The organism is Verrucomicrobiota bacterium (assembly GCA_019247695.1).
Classification (GTDB): domain Bacteria; phylum Verrucomicrobiota; class Verrucomicrobiia; order Chthoniobacterales; family JAFAMB01; genus JAFBAP01.
Map to the genome: position 1 here is coordinate 16,558 of JAFBAP010000049.1, position 16,127 is coordinate 32,684.

General features: G+C 62.3%; 11 protein-coding genes. 6 read left to right on the forward strand and 5 right to left on the reverse strand.

All coding sequences use genetic code 11. The features are described from left to right. Positions 1-24: 24 nt before the first annotated feature. The 3 genes from JO015_05170 to JO015_05180 all read left to right on the forward strand — a co-directional run bounded on the left by JO015_05170 (position 25) and on the right by JO015_05180 (position 1,328). Complete coding sequence (locus JO015_05170; GenBank protein ID MBV9998489.1) at positions 25-327, forward strand: hypothetical protein; 303 nt, start codon at positions 25-27, stop codon at positions 325-327. 212 nt (positions 328-539) lie between these two features. Next, complete coding sequence (locus JO015_05175; GenBank protein ID MBV9998490.1) at positions 540-962, forward strand: GNAT family N-acetyltransferase; 423 nt, start codon at positions 540-542, stop codon at positions 960-962. A gap of 147 nt (positions 963-1,109) precedes the next feature. Continuing rightward, complete coding sequence (locus tag JO015_05180; GenBank protein MBV9998491.1) at positions 1,110-1,328, forward strand: hypothetical protein; 219 nt, start codon at positions 1,110-1,112, stop codon at positions 1,326-1,328. Between the two features lie 300 nt (positions 1,329-1,628). Here the strand turns inward: JO015_05180 and JO015_05185 are convergent, their stop codons facing one another. Both JO015_05185 and JO015_05190 read right to left on the reverse strand, forming a co-directional pair. Then, positions 1,629-3,047 carry a glycosyltransferase gene (locus JO015_05185; GenBank protein ID MBV9998492.1) on the reverse strand — a complete coding sequence of 473 codons (1,419 nt, stop codon included), beginning with the start codon at positions 3,045-3,047 and terminating at the stop codon, positions 1,629-1,631. 69 nt (positions 3,048-3,116) lie between these two features. Beyond that, a complete protein-coding gene (locus JO015_05190) occupies positions 3,117-3,995 on the reverse strand; it encodes an EamA family transporter (GenBank protein ID MBV9998493.1) in 879 nt (292 codons plus the stop codon). Between the two features lie 585 nt (positions 3,996-4,580). Here JO015_05190 and JO015_05195 point away from each other — a divergent pair. The 3 genes from JO015_05195 (at position 4,581) to JO015_05205 (ending at position 10,729) form a co-directional block, all read left to right on the forward strand. Continuing rightward, a complete protein-coding gene (locus JO015_05195) occupies positions 4,581-8,204 on the forward strand; it encodes a protein kinase (GenBank protein MBV9998494.1) in 3,624 nt (1,207 codons plus the stop codon). After that, positions 8,131-9,606, forward strand: a complete 1,476-nt coding sequence (locus JO015_05200) for a carbohydrate porin (GenBank protein MBV9998495.1) — start codon at positions 8,131-8,133, stop codon at positions 9,604-9,606. Before JO015_05195 ends, JO015_05200 begins: the two co-directional genes overlap by 74 nt. 934 nt (positions 9,607-10,540) lie before the next feature. Next, positions 10,541-10,729, forward strand: a complete 189-nt coding sequence (locus tag JO015_05205) for a hypothetical protein (protein MBV9998496.1) — start codon at positions 10,541-10,543, stop codon at positions 10,727-10,729. A gap of 139 nt (positions 10,730-10,868) precedes the next feature. Here the strand turns inward: JO015_05205 and JO015_05210 are convergent, their stop codons facing one another. The 3 genes from JO015_05210 to JO015_05220 form a co-directional block, all read right to left on the reverse strand. Next, positions 10,869-12,839, reverse strand: a complete 1,971-nt coding sequence (locus JO015_05210; protein MBV9998497.1) for a beta-galactosidase — start codon at positions 12,837-12,839, stop codon at positions 10,869-10,871. A gap of 63 nt (positions 12,840-12,902) precedes the next feature. Continuing rightward, the gene (locus JO015_05215; GenBank protein MBV9998498.1) at positions 12,903-14,969 is read right to left on the reverse strand and encodes a beta-galactosidase; all 2,067 of its coding nucleotides are present in this window, start codon (positions 14,967-14,969) and stop codon (positions 12,903-12,905) included. Between the two features lie 194 nt (positions 14,970-15,163). Beyond that, entirely contained in the window at positions 15,164-16,126 is a 963-nt protein-coding gene (locus JO015_05220) for a carbohydrate ABC transporter permease (GenBank protein ID MBV9998499.1), read from the reverse strand. Position 16,127 lies beyond the last annotated feature (1 nt).

Consider the following 16,127-nt stretch of genomic DNA (forward strand, 5'->3'; position numbering starts at 1 on the left):
TACTACATTGTAGTATTCTCTCGCATGGCTCAAACTCTCGAACGTCCGTCTGCCGCCGATCCCGTTCAGGCCGCAAAGGCACGCCAAGCGGCAACCCAACCGCGGCGCTTGCCGGTTTCGGACCTCAAACGTCGGGGTTGGACGGAGGCGATGGTTTCCCGCTTGCTGGGAAAACCGGATGCGTCCGAGCCCAACCCTTACTTCCCACGCGACGGTGCACCGATGAAGTTGTATTCCTTCGAGCGGATCGCCATGGCCGAAGCCAGCCCGGAGTTTCTCGCCTGGTACGGCCGCCTGGAACGAAAACGGCGAGTCGCCGGCCGCTAAAGTCTATCGCGACGATCAGCCGGATAATGCTTGGCGGCTCCTGAGGCGAAGACTCGCCTTGGGCAAGCTCCAGCCAGGGGGGCAACCGACGCTCCTTCGGGATCGGGCTGCGGGCGCCTAAACGGGGCTCCACCCACAAAACGGGCCGTGAAGCACGATTCGGGCTCGGCTAAGGTCGTGAACGACCCGTTTCGATTTTTCCGTTCATTCGTATGGCAAATCTCACCGTCACCTTCGAGCCTTACGCGGCCGCCGACCTGCGCAATGTCGTGCAGCGGATGGTCGACCTTCATAACGTAGCGAGCACCGGACAGGCCGAATGGTACCCCGTCGCTTTCTTTCTCCGGGACGAAAATGGGGAGGTCTTGGGCGGTCTGCTCGGGGACATCTGGGCGGGGTGGCTACACATCAGCACGCTTGCGGTGGCCGCACCGGCGCGCCGGCAGGGCTTTGGCCGGGAACTGATGAAGCACGCAGAGCGTTACGCGTTCTGGCGTGGCTGCGCCGATGCCTTCCTGGATACGTTCAGTTTTGAAGCGCGGTCGTTCTACGAGAAACTTGGGTACCACGTCTTTGGGGTGCTGGAGAATCGTCCGGCCGGCTACCGGCATTACTTCATGACGAAACGATTTTGAAGGGGCATCGGAAACCACCTGTCGGTGAGCGTTTCAGTACGTTTCTTGAGAACTGACTGAGGTCATCGAGCGCGTCTTGGCCAACGGTCAAGCCGTCGAAAGCACGATCGGCGATGACTCGGCGAACGGCTGGTGCATCCTTGTAAGATGGCTCAAATCCTGATTCCCCTCGGCATTGCGTTTATCATGGTCGTTTTCCCGGGCCTGTTGTGTATCGCCGGGATCATTTTTCTGGCCCAAAAAGGCCGGTACCGTGATCCGTGGTACCTACCGCTTTACGTGGCGTGCGGGCTGATGGCGTGCCTTTGCCTTTGGAGTTGCTGGGTGCTCGTGGTCAAGCTGCCCTTGCCCTGGAAAATGCCCTGACAAGGGGTTCCTCCGACCCGGGCCAAGGCTGGAACGGCGGCGCCCCTGACGTACGGTGCCAGCGTGGGCGCATCCCCTCTTTACGGCCGAGGGCGGTAAAGCGTTCCTGCGGGTTTTCCCCCGGCGAAGCGATTGTCACGCCGAACCATGGGTACCAGGGATCTCCGGAGGACGATCCCGAATCGTGACCTGGTCCCCGTCGAGTGGTACAAGCGTTCCTACCGGTGTTTTGTCAGCTAAGGCTTGAGACGCCGGAGGTTTTCGGGCGAAGCTGCTTTGTGGTCGCATCGCCGCTGCGAGTCACCTTTCGTCCGGCGGGCATCCCCCGCTGAGGTTGCAGCACGTCAACCCTGAACAGGCATGAGTGCCTGCCGCTGGAACAGCCGGCCTGTTCTCCGGCCGCCACGTTGCCAAAGGTTCGGGCTTCGCTACCTTGAGCCCCCCTTTGGGGCCTTCAGATAAACCATTCAGAAGGGCCCCTTCGATGAGCCCGGCCGCCCGTTGCGCACCGGGGGTCAGAGCCATTTGGCGCTGCAGGCGTTGCGCTTGGATGCGGTAATGGGGGTTGCCTAACACCTCCGCAATGGCCGCGCGCAGCCGTTCAACGCTCAGCCGAGCGACGGGGATTGCCTTGCCCGTACCCGTCCAAGCAACCCGGGCGCCCACCCCGGGTTGGTCCATCGTGACGGGCACGGCGACCATCGGAACGCCGCAGCTGAGCGATTCCAGCGCGGTATTTAAACCCCCGTGAAAGACGGTGAGGGCCGATTTGCGCAGCAACTCCAATTGCGGCGCGTACCGCACCACAATCGGCTCACCCGGCAAAGGCCCAAGCGCCTCCGGCGCGAGGTTACCGCCCAAGGAAAGGACCGTTTGCACCGGAAAAGCCGCGCACGCCTCGGCCACAGCCCGAAAGACGCGTTTCATCCCATTTTGCAGCGTGCCCATCGAGACGAAGACCAGCGGTCGTCCCGGCTCCAGGCGCTCCCAAGGAAAATCCACCGGGCGCCTCGCCCCCGTCTCCAGAAACGGCCCGGCGTAATGGAAGTGTGGCGCCAAATGGCGTTGCGGAAAATCAAAGGCGGCCGCCACCTGCGCGACTTGCGCCAGGCCCGAGTAAAAGCCATCCAGGTTCGCCTTGGGCCCCAGGCCCCAGGCTTGGCGTTGCCGGTTAATGAGGGCGCGAAGGCCCGAGGCTAGCAAGCCAACCCTGGCGTTGCCGGCCTGCGTACGCAACCGTGCCCACGGGCCGGGCTGCGGGCCCGCATGAAACGCACAAAACGGGACCCGCGGGTCCAGGTTAAGCGGCAAAGTCAAGATGGCCGTTGCGAACGGCAGTCCAAGCCGTTCGGCGACGGTACCGCCGGCAAACTCCGCCTGGTCCACGACCAGGCCGTCGACCCCGGCCGACCGCAGCGCCCCAGGCGCTTCCCGCAGCACCACAGCCGAGTGCCGGCAGAAACGCTCGAAGATGAACCCCAGGGCCTGCATGCCTTGAAGGCGCCCGAGCCGCTGGTCTTGCACGCGAAGGGTTCCCAGGGGAAAGTCGGCCTTGCCGATCGGCCAGAAGCCCAGGCCGGCCGCACGCACCAACCGTTCGGCGTCGGGCACCTGGAAGACGGTGACTTGGTGGCCACGGCGCACCAACGCGCGGCCGAGCGCCGTCAATGGGTGCAAGTGGCCGGTACCCGGAAAACTCAAAATGCCAAAGTGGCTCATAGCGTCAGCGGGGTTGAGGAGACAGATGACTTTGCACGCGGCGGGTCTCTCGCTCCGGTTCTCCCCAGGTTAAGGCCGAGCCAGCGCACGGCTGACGCCGGGTTGCTGCGCTGCCCCCCTGCGAAGGTGGCTCGCCTCTCTTGAAGCCAGCACGCTGCGGGCCAAGGACGTGCTCAGGACCAAGCAGCCGCCCACCAACGACCACCCCGACGGGTATTCGTGCGCTGCCACCATCACCCAAACGGGGTTCAAGACGGGCTCGATCATCGTGATCAACGTGGCGTCGAGCGCTTTCACTTCCCGAATGGCCCGCGAGTAAAGCAGGTAGGGAATGCCCAGCGACACGGCCCCGAGCATGAGCAGCCACAGGCCGTTTTGCTCAGGCTTATGCACCGGGAACATCCAGGGACTGGCGGCCGCCACGGCCAGCAGGTTGCCCAGCTGGGTCACCGCTTCGGGCGAGGCCGTGCGCGCCCGGCGCATCAGCATGATTAACCACGCCGAGCAAAACCCGCTGCCTAATCCGGCGAGCAATCCCCAGCGGCTGTTCAAGTCCAGTTCGTCGCAGAAAAACAGGGCCACCCCGCTTAGGGCCACGGCGATGAGGGCCCAATCGCGCCAGCGGGTCCGCTCGCCCAGCAGCCAGGGCCCGATCAGGGCGATGTGGATCGGGGCCGTGTAATGCAGAAAGACGGCGTTGGCCGCCGTAGTCAGTTTGGTGGCCAGCACGAACAGGAACATCACGGCGGCATATGCGATGGCGCCGGGCACGGCGCCCCAGGTAAGTTGGCCCAAGGCCTTGGGCATCACGGCGGCGATGACCGCAAAGGCAATCAGGCTTCGGGCCCCGGCAATGGCCACGGGGTTCCAGTCGATGAACTTGACCCAGAGGCCGCCCAGCGACCAAAGGACCGCAGTCATGAGCAGCAAGAGCGCGCCTTTTTTCATCACTTTAGCCAGGAGGTTGCAGTTAGTTTCCTAGAGCGCTCGCGGTTTGACGGCTAAGGCGCCGGCGGGCTCCGGAGACACCGATGCGCGTTGGAAGCCAGGGGGCGTTGAGGAACCGCATCGGGGCCCTGCGCGAAGGTAACCAGGGATAAGCGTTCGTGTGCATGGCGACTTACAAACCGGTCCGGCACGAAAGGTTTCACCGTGGCAGCAAATTTGGCTTTTCTTTCCTGCCGCCGCCTTATAAGAGGTCTGTTGGAGGGAGATTTTCATACTTGCCAGATGGAACCGGATGAGAGCTCCGACGCAGCGGCCCCTCCACGGCGTTGGACGCGCATCGGGGCATGGCCCGGAGGACGCCCAACACCTGGTCTATGGCATCTTTGCCCACCTGCTCGAAGGACGCGTCCCGCGACGGATCGATCCGGTCAAGGGCCATTCCGCTCCTTTTTGCTTGCTTCCTTTCAGCGCTTCGTGGCCAGCGAAAGCCGCCGGGCGCACGCCGAAAAGCGCGGCGGGCGGGCGGAGTTCATTCGGCTGGACCGGCCGGATGAGCCGGGGCACGTGCGAATCTAGAGGGGGCGCGTGGCCCCTCCAACTTGCATGAGCGCCGAGCCTTCCATCAAAGCAGCTCCCGGCAACGGGCCGTGCCGCTGCCCGGTCTGCGGCGCGCCTTGCCCGCCAGGGGACGACGGGCTGGGCTGCCCGGTGTGCCTGCTGCAAGGCGCGCTCGAGGCCGGATCGGAAGCTGGAGGGAATTCGCCCCACCACGCGCCGTTGCCGCCCGACGCGGGCCGCTTCGCCCATTACGCGCTGGCGCGGCGCGCTGACGGCACCTTTGAGGAACTGGGCCGCGGAGCCATGGGCGTCACTTACCGTGCCGTTGATACGGCGCTGGGCCGCTCGGTGGCTCTTAAGGTCATTGAGGCGCGGGTGGCCGCCCACCCCGAAGCCCGGGAACGCTTCTTGCGCGAGGCCCGGGCCGCCGCGCGGCTCTCCCACCCCAACGTCGCCTCGGTGTTTTATTACGGGGTGCGCCCGGCAGACGGCCAATGCTTCTACGCCATGGAACTGGTCGAGGGCGAAACTTTGGAGGCGCGCCTGCGCCGGGAAGGGCCCTTGCCGGCGGCCGACGCGCTGGCCATCGTTGCGCAAGTGGCCCGCGCGCTGGGGGCCGCCGAGGCCCAACGCCTGGTGCACCGGGATTTGAAGCCTTCCAATGTGATGCTGGTTGAAGGTGCGGAGCTGCGCGTCAAGCTCATCGACTTTGGGTTGGCCAAGGCAGCGGCCCACGCCGAGGAGACCCACCTGACCTGCGGAGGCTTTGTGGGCACGCCCGCCTTCGCCAGCCCGGAGCAATGCGCGGGGGGCGCAGTCGACGTCCGCTCCGACCTCTACGCCTTGGGCGCCACCCTTTGGGAGATGCTCACCGGACGTCCCCCTTTCCGTGGCTCCCCAACCGAGGTGATGGCTCAGCACCTGGAGGCGCCCTTGCCGCTGGAGCAGCTTAAGGGCGTGCCGCAGCCTGTGGCCGTTTTGCTTGAGGGGCTTCTTGAGAAAAACCCGGTGCACCGCTTCCAAAATGCGGCCCAACTGCTCCGAGCGGCCTCGGCCGTCACCACCGCCCTCCGGACGGGCCGCCGCCTTACGCCTCGACGCTTGCAGAAGCCGTCCCCGGCCGGCTCTCCCGGCGTTAGCCGCCGCCCGTCTGCACAACCACGAGGACCGGAGAAAGTTTCGTTGGCCAGGTTGCCCGTGACCGGCAACGTCCTGCTGGGTCGAGAAAAAGACCTTGCCTTCCTGGACCAGGCCTGGGCCAATCCGCAGGTCAACGTCGTTTCGGTGGTGGCCTGGGCGGGCGTAGGCAAATCCACCTTGATTAACCATTGGCTCGGGCGCCTTGCCACCGAGCGTTACCGGTCAGCCGCGCGGGTGTTCGGCTGGTCCTTTTACCGGCAAGGTACCAGCGGGGGTGCAGCATCGTCCGCGGATGAATTTCTGGACGCTACCTTGCGCTGGTTCGACGACCCGGACCCTTGGCTTGGCACGGCCTGGGAGAAAGGCGAACGTTTGGCCAGGTTGGTTGCGCATCACCGAACCTTGCTGGTATTGGATGGCCTGGAACCGCTGCAACACCCGCCCGGCCCTCAAGAAGGCCGCTTGCGCGAGCCGGCCCTCCAGGCCCTCCTGCGCGAGCTGGCCGCGTTCAACAAAGGCCTTTGCCTGATCACCACGCGGCTACCGGTTGCCGACCTGGCTGACGGTGAGGGCACCTCCGCCTTGCGCTGCGAACTGGACCACCTCTCCCGTAAAACCGGGGCGCAGTTGCTGGGGGCCCTCGGGGTTAAAGGGGTGGACGAGGAGTTAGAAGCCGCGAGCGATGACTTCCAGGGTCATTGCCTGGCGCTCACGTTACTGGGCAGCTACCTGGCGGATGCGTATGAGGGCGACATCCGTCGCCGCGGAGAAGTGTCCAACCGCCTCTCCGACGACGTGCGTCAAGGCACCCACGCCCGCAGGGTGATGGCTTCTTACCAAAACTGGTTCGGTGAGGGCCCGGAATTGTCGGTGCTGCGGCTGCTGGGGCTCTTTGACCGGCCCGCAGACCCTAGGGCGCTCGAAGCCGTGCTCAGGCTGCCGGCCATCCCGGGCCTGACGGATTCCCTGACGGACATTACCCCCACCCGATGGCGAGCGTTGGTGGCCAAGCTAAAAAGGGCGAAGCTATTGGCGGGCGAGGACCCGCACCAACCGGGTCAATTGGACGCGCATCCGCTGGTGCGCGAGTTTTTCGGTGAACAGCTACGAACCCAACAGCCTGCAGCCTGGCAGGAAGGAAACCGCCGCCTTTACGAGCACTACCGGGCACTGGCTCCGCCGATGCCGGATAATTTCCGAGACATGGAGCCGCTCTTTCTTGCTGCCGCCTGCGGCTGCCAAGCCGGACGGCTTCGTGATGCGCTGCATGAGGTTTACATTCCGCGCGTTCAACGGGGGGACGCTCTATTTGCCGGCAACGTCCTCGGGGCCAGGGGCCCGCTCCTCTCCGTTCTCGTTCGTTTCTTTCAAGACGGACGCTGGGGGACCTTCGTTGAAACAGACGTTGAGGGGCAAAGCCTCACGGTAGAAGATCGGCTCTTCGTGCTCATGCAGAGTGCGTTGTACTTGGCCGCCACCCAGTGGATGGGAACACCCGAGGTGCAGCTTTGTTACCAGTGCGCCGAGGCGTTGTGTTGTTCGCTGAAGGAGCCTCTGCGGCTCTATTTTACGCTCTTGGGGCAGTGGCGCTGTTCCCTGACCACGGACAAACTGCCGGCAACGATGCAGGTTGCTCAGCGACTTTATTCACGGGCGCAGAGTCAAAACAACCCTGCGCTCCTGGTGGGGGCCCACAGCGCCATGGCGATGACGCATTACTCCATGGGTGAATTTGAGTCCGGGCAACGACACGCAACCGAAGGCATCCGGATCTGGCGCTCAGGGGGCATACCACCTCATGCAGAAGAGGCCATTGCGCCCGTCATCGTTTGCCTGTGTGAGGAGGCCCTAACCGCGTGGCATTTCGGAGGAACAGCTTTATCCCAGGAAACGATGACTGAAGCGATCAGCGTCGCGAGGCAACTGAATGATGCTCATAACCTGGTCATGGCACTCTGGTACGCCGGGCTCCTCAACCACTGTAGGCGTAAGCCTATGGAAGTGGAACGTTTTGCCTCGGAGGTGATTGAGGTGTCCACGCGCGAGCAGATTGGACACTGGTTGGCTGGGTCAGGCATGCTTCGCGGTTGGGCCCGGGGTATGTCCGGCAGCCCGGCGGAAGGCCTACGGTGCATCGAGGACGGACTCCGCGCCTATCCATCAACATTCGGCCTGCCGTTTTGGCTCGTGCTAAAGGCAGAGGTTTTGTATTTGGAAAATCGCATCGTCGAAGCCCTTGAGGCGTTAAAGCAATCAGAAACGCTGGTCGAATGGTCCGCAGAACGGTGGTGGTGCGCCGAACTGCACCGGTTTCGCGCGGTGTTTCTGGCGGCCCTCGGGGCGGACGAGGCTCGAATCGAGGCATCCTTCCGCCACGCCATTCTCACGGCCAGGCAGCAGCGATCGTTCACACTTGCCGCCCGTGCGGAAGAAAGTTATGCGGAATACCGCGGTGGGAAGACGAGGCGCCCGCACCTACCGGAACCGCCTGGCCAGCCACCTTTTGTTTAGTGAAGCCAATTTCATCATGGATTTGCTTGGCGACTTGATGCAGCCGCTTGCTGCCCGGCGCCGAGCGTGCTGCTATGCGTTTCTGAACCTCCTTTTCGCCATCGGAGTAATCCATGCGGCTTCTGCCGACGAGAGGGGTGACGACGCTTCCATTAACGGGTTCCCCAGCCCTCCGGAAACCCGGCGACTTGCGCCCGAAGAACTCAATGCCCTCCTACCTAAAGGATTTCTCACCCTGTTCCCGCCTGTCGAAGACACCCTTCTCGGCGACACCGGGGGCTGGCGGTCCGGAATCGGAAAATACGGAATCGGGTTTAGCCTATTCTCCTCAGGTTACGCCGGCGTTAACGTCCTCAACGGCCAAAGGACGCCCCAGCGTTACGACAAGCAGTCTTTCTCCGTCACCGCCGCCGTGGCTGGAACGCTCACCCTCAACTTGGACCGAATCTTCCATATCCCCAACGCGCAATTCCTGATAAGCGCAGAGTGGATCGGGACGACGTTCAACCCCGTTGGACCGCGGGCCGTGAACATGAACGATCTCCTTTACTACCAAACCTTCTTCAATGGCAAGCTTGGCCTTCAGATCGGCTACCTGGAAAATGACGTCAACTATGCCAACCCGCTCGTCGGCCCAACGATCATTACCCCGCCGCTTGGCCCACTCTCCATCATTCCTTATGAAGTGGGAATGAGCCGAAGGCCGTTTTCTTCGCCCGGCATGAACGTGGAGGTTAAACCCGACAAGCGAATTTATCTCAAAGGTGGCATTCAACGTTCCCTAAATCCCCAAGGGCCAGAGGTGGAGCACAACCAGAACCCGACCGGTTTTCGCTTCCGGGCGCCGGGCGACGGATGGATGGTCCTTGGGGAAGCAGGTTACGACACCGGCCTCGTCGCGGGTGAACGTCGCTGCTGGATACGAGGTGGCGGACAATACAACTGGAGCAGCTACCTGCATTTTGACACCGGACGTACCGGCCGAGGCAATTGGTGCGCGTACCTGTTTGCGGATCAACAGCTTACTCAGCCCGATCCTACCATACCGCTCAAAGGCATTTACCTTGGGGGCACTTGTGCGTACGCTTCCCCTGAGCAGAACGTCTTTTCTCAATATTACGAGGGCCGGATTTACGGATTCGGCCTATTTCCCACGCGAGAGTTGGACCAGTGGGAAGTGTCGGTGGACTACAATAAGTGGAGTTCATACGCGGGCCGCGCCGTTAACCGCGCAGGCATCAAAAGCTACGGCGATTCGACGTCCGTCAACGTGGGGTACACCGCGCGCTTACGTCCCGGCATGTACGTCGGGCCGGTGATTGCTTACCTCATCCACCCTGCGTTTACGCCCCGCCTGCATGACGCGCTGACGGTGAGCTTCGATTTCAGCCTTGCTTTGTGATTTTTTCCGAAATTGGTGGAACGAGTGATCGGGCGTGCTCCGGACGTCTGGACCGGCAGCGTCTTTCGAGCTTGGCCGGGTCAGCGCCGACGAAGAACACCTTAAGATCATCCGGAAGGGAGTAACCTCCTGGAACGATTGGACACTGAGGAATTTGGGATACCGTATCGGCCTCAGTGCTGCGGATCTTATATCATTTCGACGGCCATAGAGGTAAAAGCTTGTCTTCCCTCCTGGGTGCCGTGCCGGTGTTACACCTATAAGACCGTATAAGCGGTCCGGGCCCAACGGGCGGGGAGATTTTAGCCCAGGGTTTCACCCCACTGCCGTTTAGTTAAGGATACAAGGCCGGGCGTGGTCTTCGTCCCGGAGGGACGAAAGCATGCCACCTCGCCCTTAACTAAAGGGCAGTGGGGTTTATCCTCAGGAGGCGCTTTCGCCTTGACCCAACCCTAAAGGGGCGGCAGAACCCGCGAGCGACGCCTTCTGCCGCCCCTTCAGGGCTCGATCGTGATTTGACGGTTACCCAGGGTAAACCCTGGGCTATGGTCTACCGGCCCGTTCCGCCTACGCCTATTGTCGGGACGGTTGAGCGGTCTTTGCCCTGGAGGGGCGGCCGGAAAGGAGCCCCTCTGGGGCAAAGACCGCTCAGCCAACTTGGAAACCGGTCTAAGACCGGTTCAATCAGGTACGGAGCATCCTCCGGCACCGGCACCCCCCAGAACCGGCATTCTACCAAAATAACTATCTGAATCGTATCAGAGGGGTTAACCTCGCGGGAGGCGCGCCTGGTTACCTGCGCGGGCTCAAGCGAGAACGGGACCTGGACGCGCTGATTGACCTGAGCCGGGGCATCATCCACCGCGGCCGGGGGTGGGCGCAAGGGTATTTTCCGGGGTAGCGCCCGGCCCGTGGGACGTGTTAGGGTGGTGCCATGAATTCCCGCAAGAAGGCGGCCAAGGCCGATTCCCGCGAGTGGAAGGCGCCCGAAATACGCGACCTGACGCCTGAAGAAGAGGTCCAACTTGACCGGATGTGTGAAGAGATCGGACGGTTAGTTTGGGGCGAAAAGTGGCCCGAGGCCCGTGAGCGGGCGCGCCGTCTTAACGGCGGGCGCGGCTGAAGCCAAACCGTCCCCCGGAATGGGGGTATTGACCGCCGCGCCAATAACCCCGCAATCCAGAGTGCACCGAGCACCTAACCCATCTTCCGCGATCCGTATCGGAGCCCCATCGCAAAAAGGTAGGATCTTTCTCTCCCCCCTACCCCTTCCGGCGGCCGATGAGAACCCCAGCCGGCGGCAGGTCCGTGCCGCCGGTGAGGATTTCAAGACCTTCGAAGGATGCGAGCTTAACCGGGTGCGAATTGTAGTTGAAGAAGAAGCGCAGGGTGCCGAACCGGCGGGTTCGCACCCCTTCCGGAAGGTCCATGAGTGGAAGCTGCTGCTCGGTGGCCACCATTTTCACCAGATCCCCCAGCCACCGCGAATCAGGCAACGTGGCCAGGTAGAAAAACCGGCCGTGCCGGAAAAGCACCCCCCGGCTATCCTCGAGCCGGGCGAGCGGCTCCAGGTCGGTGGCCACATGTTCGACCCAGATCTCAGCATCATAGCGTTTTCCGTTCCAGTGCACGGCCTCCGGCGCGAAGTCCGGCAAGGCGTCGACGCGGGTCACCCGCAGGGGTAGCAGTTCCTGAACCGGCCCGGGCGGCAGATTTGGCGGGATGGCGAAGTGGGCGGTTTTTGAGCCGAGGCGCGGCCCGAACAAGACCACTCCGGTGGAACGCCGTAACGTCTCTAAAAATTCCGGACGCACGATCGGCAAGGGGGGAACCACGACGAGCTGATAGCCATTCAGGTCTCCCCCTTGCGGCACGATATCCACGTTTAACCCGTGCTGGCGCAGCGCACGGTAGAATCGAAAAACCTCGGCGAGGTAGCAAAACGCTTTCGTTTGCGGCTGGATGGTGATCGCCCAGGACGCTTCATAATCGAAGACGAGGGCGACGTCGCCCCGCTGCGGCGTCTGTCCATCAAACACGGAGAGTTCCTCCCTGAGCTGGGTGATTTCTGCGCAGGCGACATCCGGCTCGCCGTCGGGCAGTTGGAGCCCGGCGTGATACTGCTCTTGCGCAAACGGCGCCTGGCGCCAGCGGAAGTAGCTCACGACTTCGGCTCCGTGCGCAAAGGCCTCCAGCGTCCAGAGCCGCACCATCCCGGGCAGCGGGGCTGGGTTGTAAGGCGCCCAGTTAACCGGCCCCGGTTGTTGCTCCATGATCCACCACCGGCCACGGCCGCAGGCGCGGTAGAGGTCGTGATGCAGCGGACCGTAATCCGGGTCGCCGGAACGCAGGAACTCTTTGCGGTGCGTTTCAGAAAAAAAGGGAACCCTCGCGAGATACCCGAGCGGGTAGACGTCCCAGCTCGCAATATCCAGGTCCCGTCCCACGTCGAAGTGATCGAAATCGGTGAACCCGCCCATAAAATTGTGAGTGATCGGGCGCCCCGGGGAGAGCCGGCGCAACACCTCGATTTGCGCCTTCTGGAACTCGCGGATCATGTCGGAACTGAACCGGCGGAAATCGAGGCAATGCGCTGGATTGGGTTCGGCCGGCGTACGATTCGGCAGTTCAATCTCGTCGAAGTCCCGGTATTCCATACTCCAGAACACGTTGCCCCAGGCGTAGTTCAAGGCTCCGATATTCCGGTATCGCTGGCGCAGCCATTCGCGGAAGCGCGCCCGGGCTGCGGGGGAATAGGAAAGCGCCGTGTCGTGGCAGCCGAGCTCATTATCGATCTGCCAGGCGTGAACCGCCGGGTGATTACCCACCGCTTCAGCCATGCGCGTCACCATCTGGCGGCATTTGAGCCGGTAGCCTTCGTGGGAAAAGCAGTAATGACGGCGCGAACCGAACCCGAGGGGCAGGCCGTCTTCATCCAGCGGAATCATGTCGGGCATCGAGTCGACCAACCACTTGGGTGGGCACGCCGTCGGCGTTCCGGCCACGACCGAAAGCTCCTCATTTTGCGCGAGATCCAGAAAACGTTGGAGCCAGGAGAAATCGAACTGTTCCGGCTCCGGTTCGAACCGGCTCCAGGCGAATTCGGCGACCCGGACGTAACGGATGCCCAAACTGCGCATCCGTTGCAGATCTGAAGGCCAGCGGCCCTCGTCCCAATGTTCCGGGTAGTAACAAACGCCGAGTGACGGCGTCGAAGGTTTTTGTTGTGTCATACGGCAGGAAGTAGTGGTGTCGGCTGGTTAATACAGCTATCAGGGCATCCCGGTTGGGTGGGGTCAGCGGCGGACAAGGAGCACGCCGTACGGCGGCAGTTCCGTTCGGCCCTGGAGTTTTTGCGTTCCCAAGAGGTCGAAGGCAGGCGAGTGGAAGGTTACGGCCTGGGGTTGGGAGGTGAAGTTTAAAAGGAAACAGAACCGTTCGGCCTCATTCGACCGCGTCACGGCCTGGACCTCGGCCGGGATGTCTGCCCAGGAGGCCAACGGGTCTTGAATGGCAAGAGTGTCCAGCAACGCGGCCGCATTTTGAGGGGTGAAAAAACTGCCGAACTGGACGACGCGCCCCTGTCCCTTCTGGAAGAGGGTCACGGCGGGTTGGCCGGCGTAATAGTCGGAGGCGTAAGAGGCCAGCACGCGCACTTCCTGCGCCACCGGAGCCAACGCTTCATTGAAGACCGGCGCCTCCAGCGAGGCAGCGGAACCTTCGAAGCGCAGCACAGACGTCTCGCCCGGGGTTGTGGCCGTGAAGTCTGCGACCCGCACGCCCGTGAGGTTTTCGTAAAAAGCTTTTCCGCCCGCATCGTAACACCAATGGTTGTGGTCCCGGTAACCGCCCCAGCAACCGAGCACCAGGGTCCCGCCGCCTTCCACGTAGGCCTGTAAGGCGGGAATATCGGCGGCCGCCAGCACGTGGGCGTGCGGGAAAAATATGATTTGATAACCTGCCAGATCGCCCGCGTCCTGAACGCCCGAGAGGGGACGTACGTCCGGCCCAAGGTGCCGCTCCGACAAAGCCTGGTAAACGCTGCGCTGATCGGCCTCCCGATGCCGGCCGGTAAAGTGTTCAATTCGGGCATGCGATTCGTTATCGAAGTCGTACAGGATCGCCGCGGTCGAAACGCAACGCGTACCGGTCAAGGTTGCGGATAAGCGCTTGATTTCTTCGCCGAGCCGTTGTGCTTCCTCCAGCCGCCAAGTGTTGCGCTCGTCATGATAAAGCAACCCGTTCCAATGGGCTTCGGCCCCGTAGGGCAACGAACGCCAGCGGAAAAAGAGCAAACCGTCAGCTCCCTGGGCGATGGAATTCCAGCACCAGAGCCGCATCTGCCCGGGCTTGGGCGTGGGGTGAAGGTAGTCGGGATTCCCGTTCAGGATGCCGCCGATCTGGCCGCTGGGGCCCGACTGTTGTTCCAAGACCATGAACTTGGGTGAGAGCCCGCGCATCCGGGACAGGAGCCGAGACTCGGCGCGGTCGCGAAAATGCGGCGGCAACGCAACCTCGCACACCCTGAATTCCGGGTAGGAATCGTACGACACAAAATCGACGGCTTCCTGCACGAACTTCCAGTGATCCACATTCGTCATCGTCTGGAACGCGTTATGGGTGACGAATTGGTGCGGCGCGATCCGTTTGATGATCCGGTACTGCATCGCCCCGAAGCCGACCGTCATGTCGGACGTAAACCGGTAAAAGTCCAGCAACAGGCTAGGGTTCTGGTAAGTGACGGTAGGCCGCGGCAGCCACACCTGGTTCCAGTCGGTGTAGGTCTGGGACCAAAAAGCCGTTCCCCAGGCCTGGTTCAAGGCTTGCAGGGAGCCGTAACGTTCCCGGCACCAGGAACGAAAGGCCTCGTGATCGCTCGGAGCGAAACTGACGTCCAGGTGGCAGTTCAGCTCATTGTCGATCTGCCACCCGATTACCGCCGGATGCGTTTTATAGTGTTCGGCCAGTACCTCGGTGATGCCCTGACACTTCTGCCGATAAACCGGTGCCGTGTAGTTGTACGCTCGCCGCGAACCGTGCGTCAGACGGGTGCCTTCATAACCTACCCGCGACACCTCCGGGTAACGTTCGGTGAGCCAGGCGGGCGGGGTATAGGTGGGCGTACCCATAATCGCCTTGAGCCCGTGCTTCCCGCAAAGTTCAAGTGCGCGGTCGAACAAAGAAAAATCGTAACGGCCTTCCTCGGGTTCCCAAACGCTCCAGGCACCCTCCCCCATCCGGACCACGTTCATGCCGGTCCGAGCGATGCGCGCAAGGTCTGCGTCCCACCGGTTCTCCGGCCATTGTTCCGGGTAGTAAACTACACCGTAGAGAAATGAATCGTAGGAATAGGTCTTGTCCATGGTTGAGGTTTAAAGGCCATCGGAAGGCGTCCGGAGCTGGCGGTGCGCCTGCCGCCCCGGGGTACCACCACCCGCCCGTTCCCAGCGTCCCCCAGGGCAAAGGCCGGATCGACCCTCTCAAGACTTGGTGCAGTCACGGAGGCTGTCTCTTACGTAAACCTGTTGGTTCCGGTCGGAAACGAACGACTCTTGACCTAACCTTTGGTGGCGCCCGCCGTCAGCCCGCCGCGCCAGTATTTACCCAGCACGATGAAGGCGATCAGCAGCGGGAGCACGCTGACCAGCGAACCCAGCGCGATAAGGTTATAGACCGGTTTGCCGCCCGCGGCGGAGCTCAGGCTGTTCCAGACGTTCAACCCGAGCGTCAACGGGTAGAGGCTGTCCTGGCTCAGGACGATCAACGGCAGGAAAAAGTTGTTCCATGCCCCCACGAAACAGAGCAGGGCAACAGTTACCAGGCCCGTTTGCAACAGCGGCATGCCGATGCGCCAGAAAATCTGTCCCTCACCCGCCCCTTCCAGTCGCGCAGCTTCGATCAACTCATTGGGGAAGGACGAATCCCAGAATACCTTCATCAGGTAGAGACCGAATGGGTTAACAAGGCTCGGCAGAATGACGCCTAACATCGAGTTGACGAGGCCGACCTTGTTCAACATCAAAAACAACGGCAAAACCAGCGCCGTCGACGGCACCATGATCGTGCCCAGGATGAAGTTGAACAGAAATCCCTTCGCCGGAAAGTCATATTTGGAAAAGGCGTAGCCGCCCATCGCGCAAATCACGGTGCTGCCGGCCGCGATCGAGAGGGCATAAAGCAGCGAATTGCCGAACCAGCGCACGAAGATCCCATTTTGATAGGTCACGAGGCCGACGAGGTTCTCCAGGAAATGCGTGGGACTGGCAAACCACAGCCCGAACGTCGAGAAGATCTGGCCGTTGTCCTTGGTCATGGCCACGATGATCCAGGTGGCAGGTAACAGGCAGTAGAGGAGAAATGCCGCAAGCACGAAGTTCCGTAAGATTCCTGGAACGGGGGAAACGCCGGCATCCTCCCGAGTGGCGGGCGGCGGCGTCGGCGCGATTACATTTCCGGGAGGCCCTGCAGGAACCGTCGCATCGCCGGGGCCGGTTTGGGAGGGTGATTGTTTCAAGGCCATA

Coding starts and splice junctions, on each gene's coding strand:
- JO015_05200 (MBV9998495.1), top strand. CDS start 8,131: ATGCGGAATACCGCGGTGGGAAGACGAGGCGCCCGCACCTACCGGAAC.
- JO015_05220 (MBV9998499.1), bottom strand. CDS start 16,126: ATGGCCTTGAAACAATCACCCTCCCAAACCGGCCCCGGCGATGCGACG.
- JO015_05170 (MBV9998489.1), top strand. CDS start 25: ATGGCTCAAACTCTCGAACGTCCGTCTGCCGCCGATCCCGTTCAGGCC.
- JO015_05210 (MBV9998497.1), bottom strand. CDS start 12,839: ATGACACAACAAAAACCTTCGACGCCGTCACTCGGCGTTTGTTACTAC.
- JO015_05205 (MBV9998496.1), top strand. CDS start 10,541: ATGAATTCCCGCAAGAAGGCGGCCAAGGCCGATTCCCGCGAGTGGAAG.
- JO015_05180 (MBV9998491.1), top strand. CDS start 1,110: ATGGCTCAAATCCTGATTCCCCTCGGCATTGCGTTTATCATGGTCGTT.
- JO015_05175 (MBV9998490.1), top strand. CDS start 540: ATGGCAAATCTCACCGTCACCTTCGAGCCTTACGCGGCCGCCGACCTG.
- JO015_05215 (MBV9998498.1), bottom strand. CDS start 14,969: ATGGACAAGACCTATTCCTACGATTCATTTCTCTACGGTGTAGTTTAC.
- JO015_05185 (MBV9998492.1), bottom strand. CDS start 3,047: ATGAGCCACTTTGGCATTTTGAGTTTTCCGGGTACCGGCCACTTGCAC.
- JO015_05190 (MBV9998493.1), bottom strand. CDS start 3,995: ATGAAAAAAGGCGCGCTCTTGCTGCTCATGACTGCGGTCCTTTGGTCG.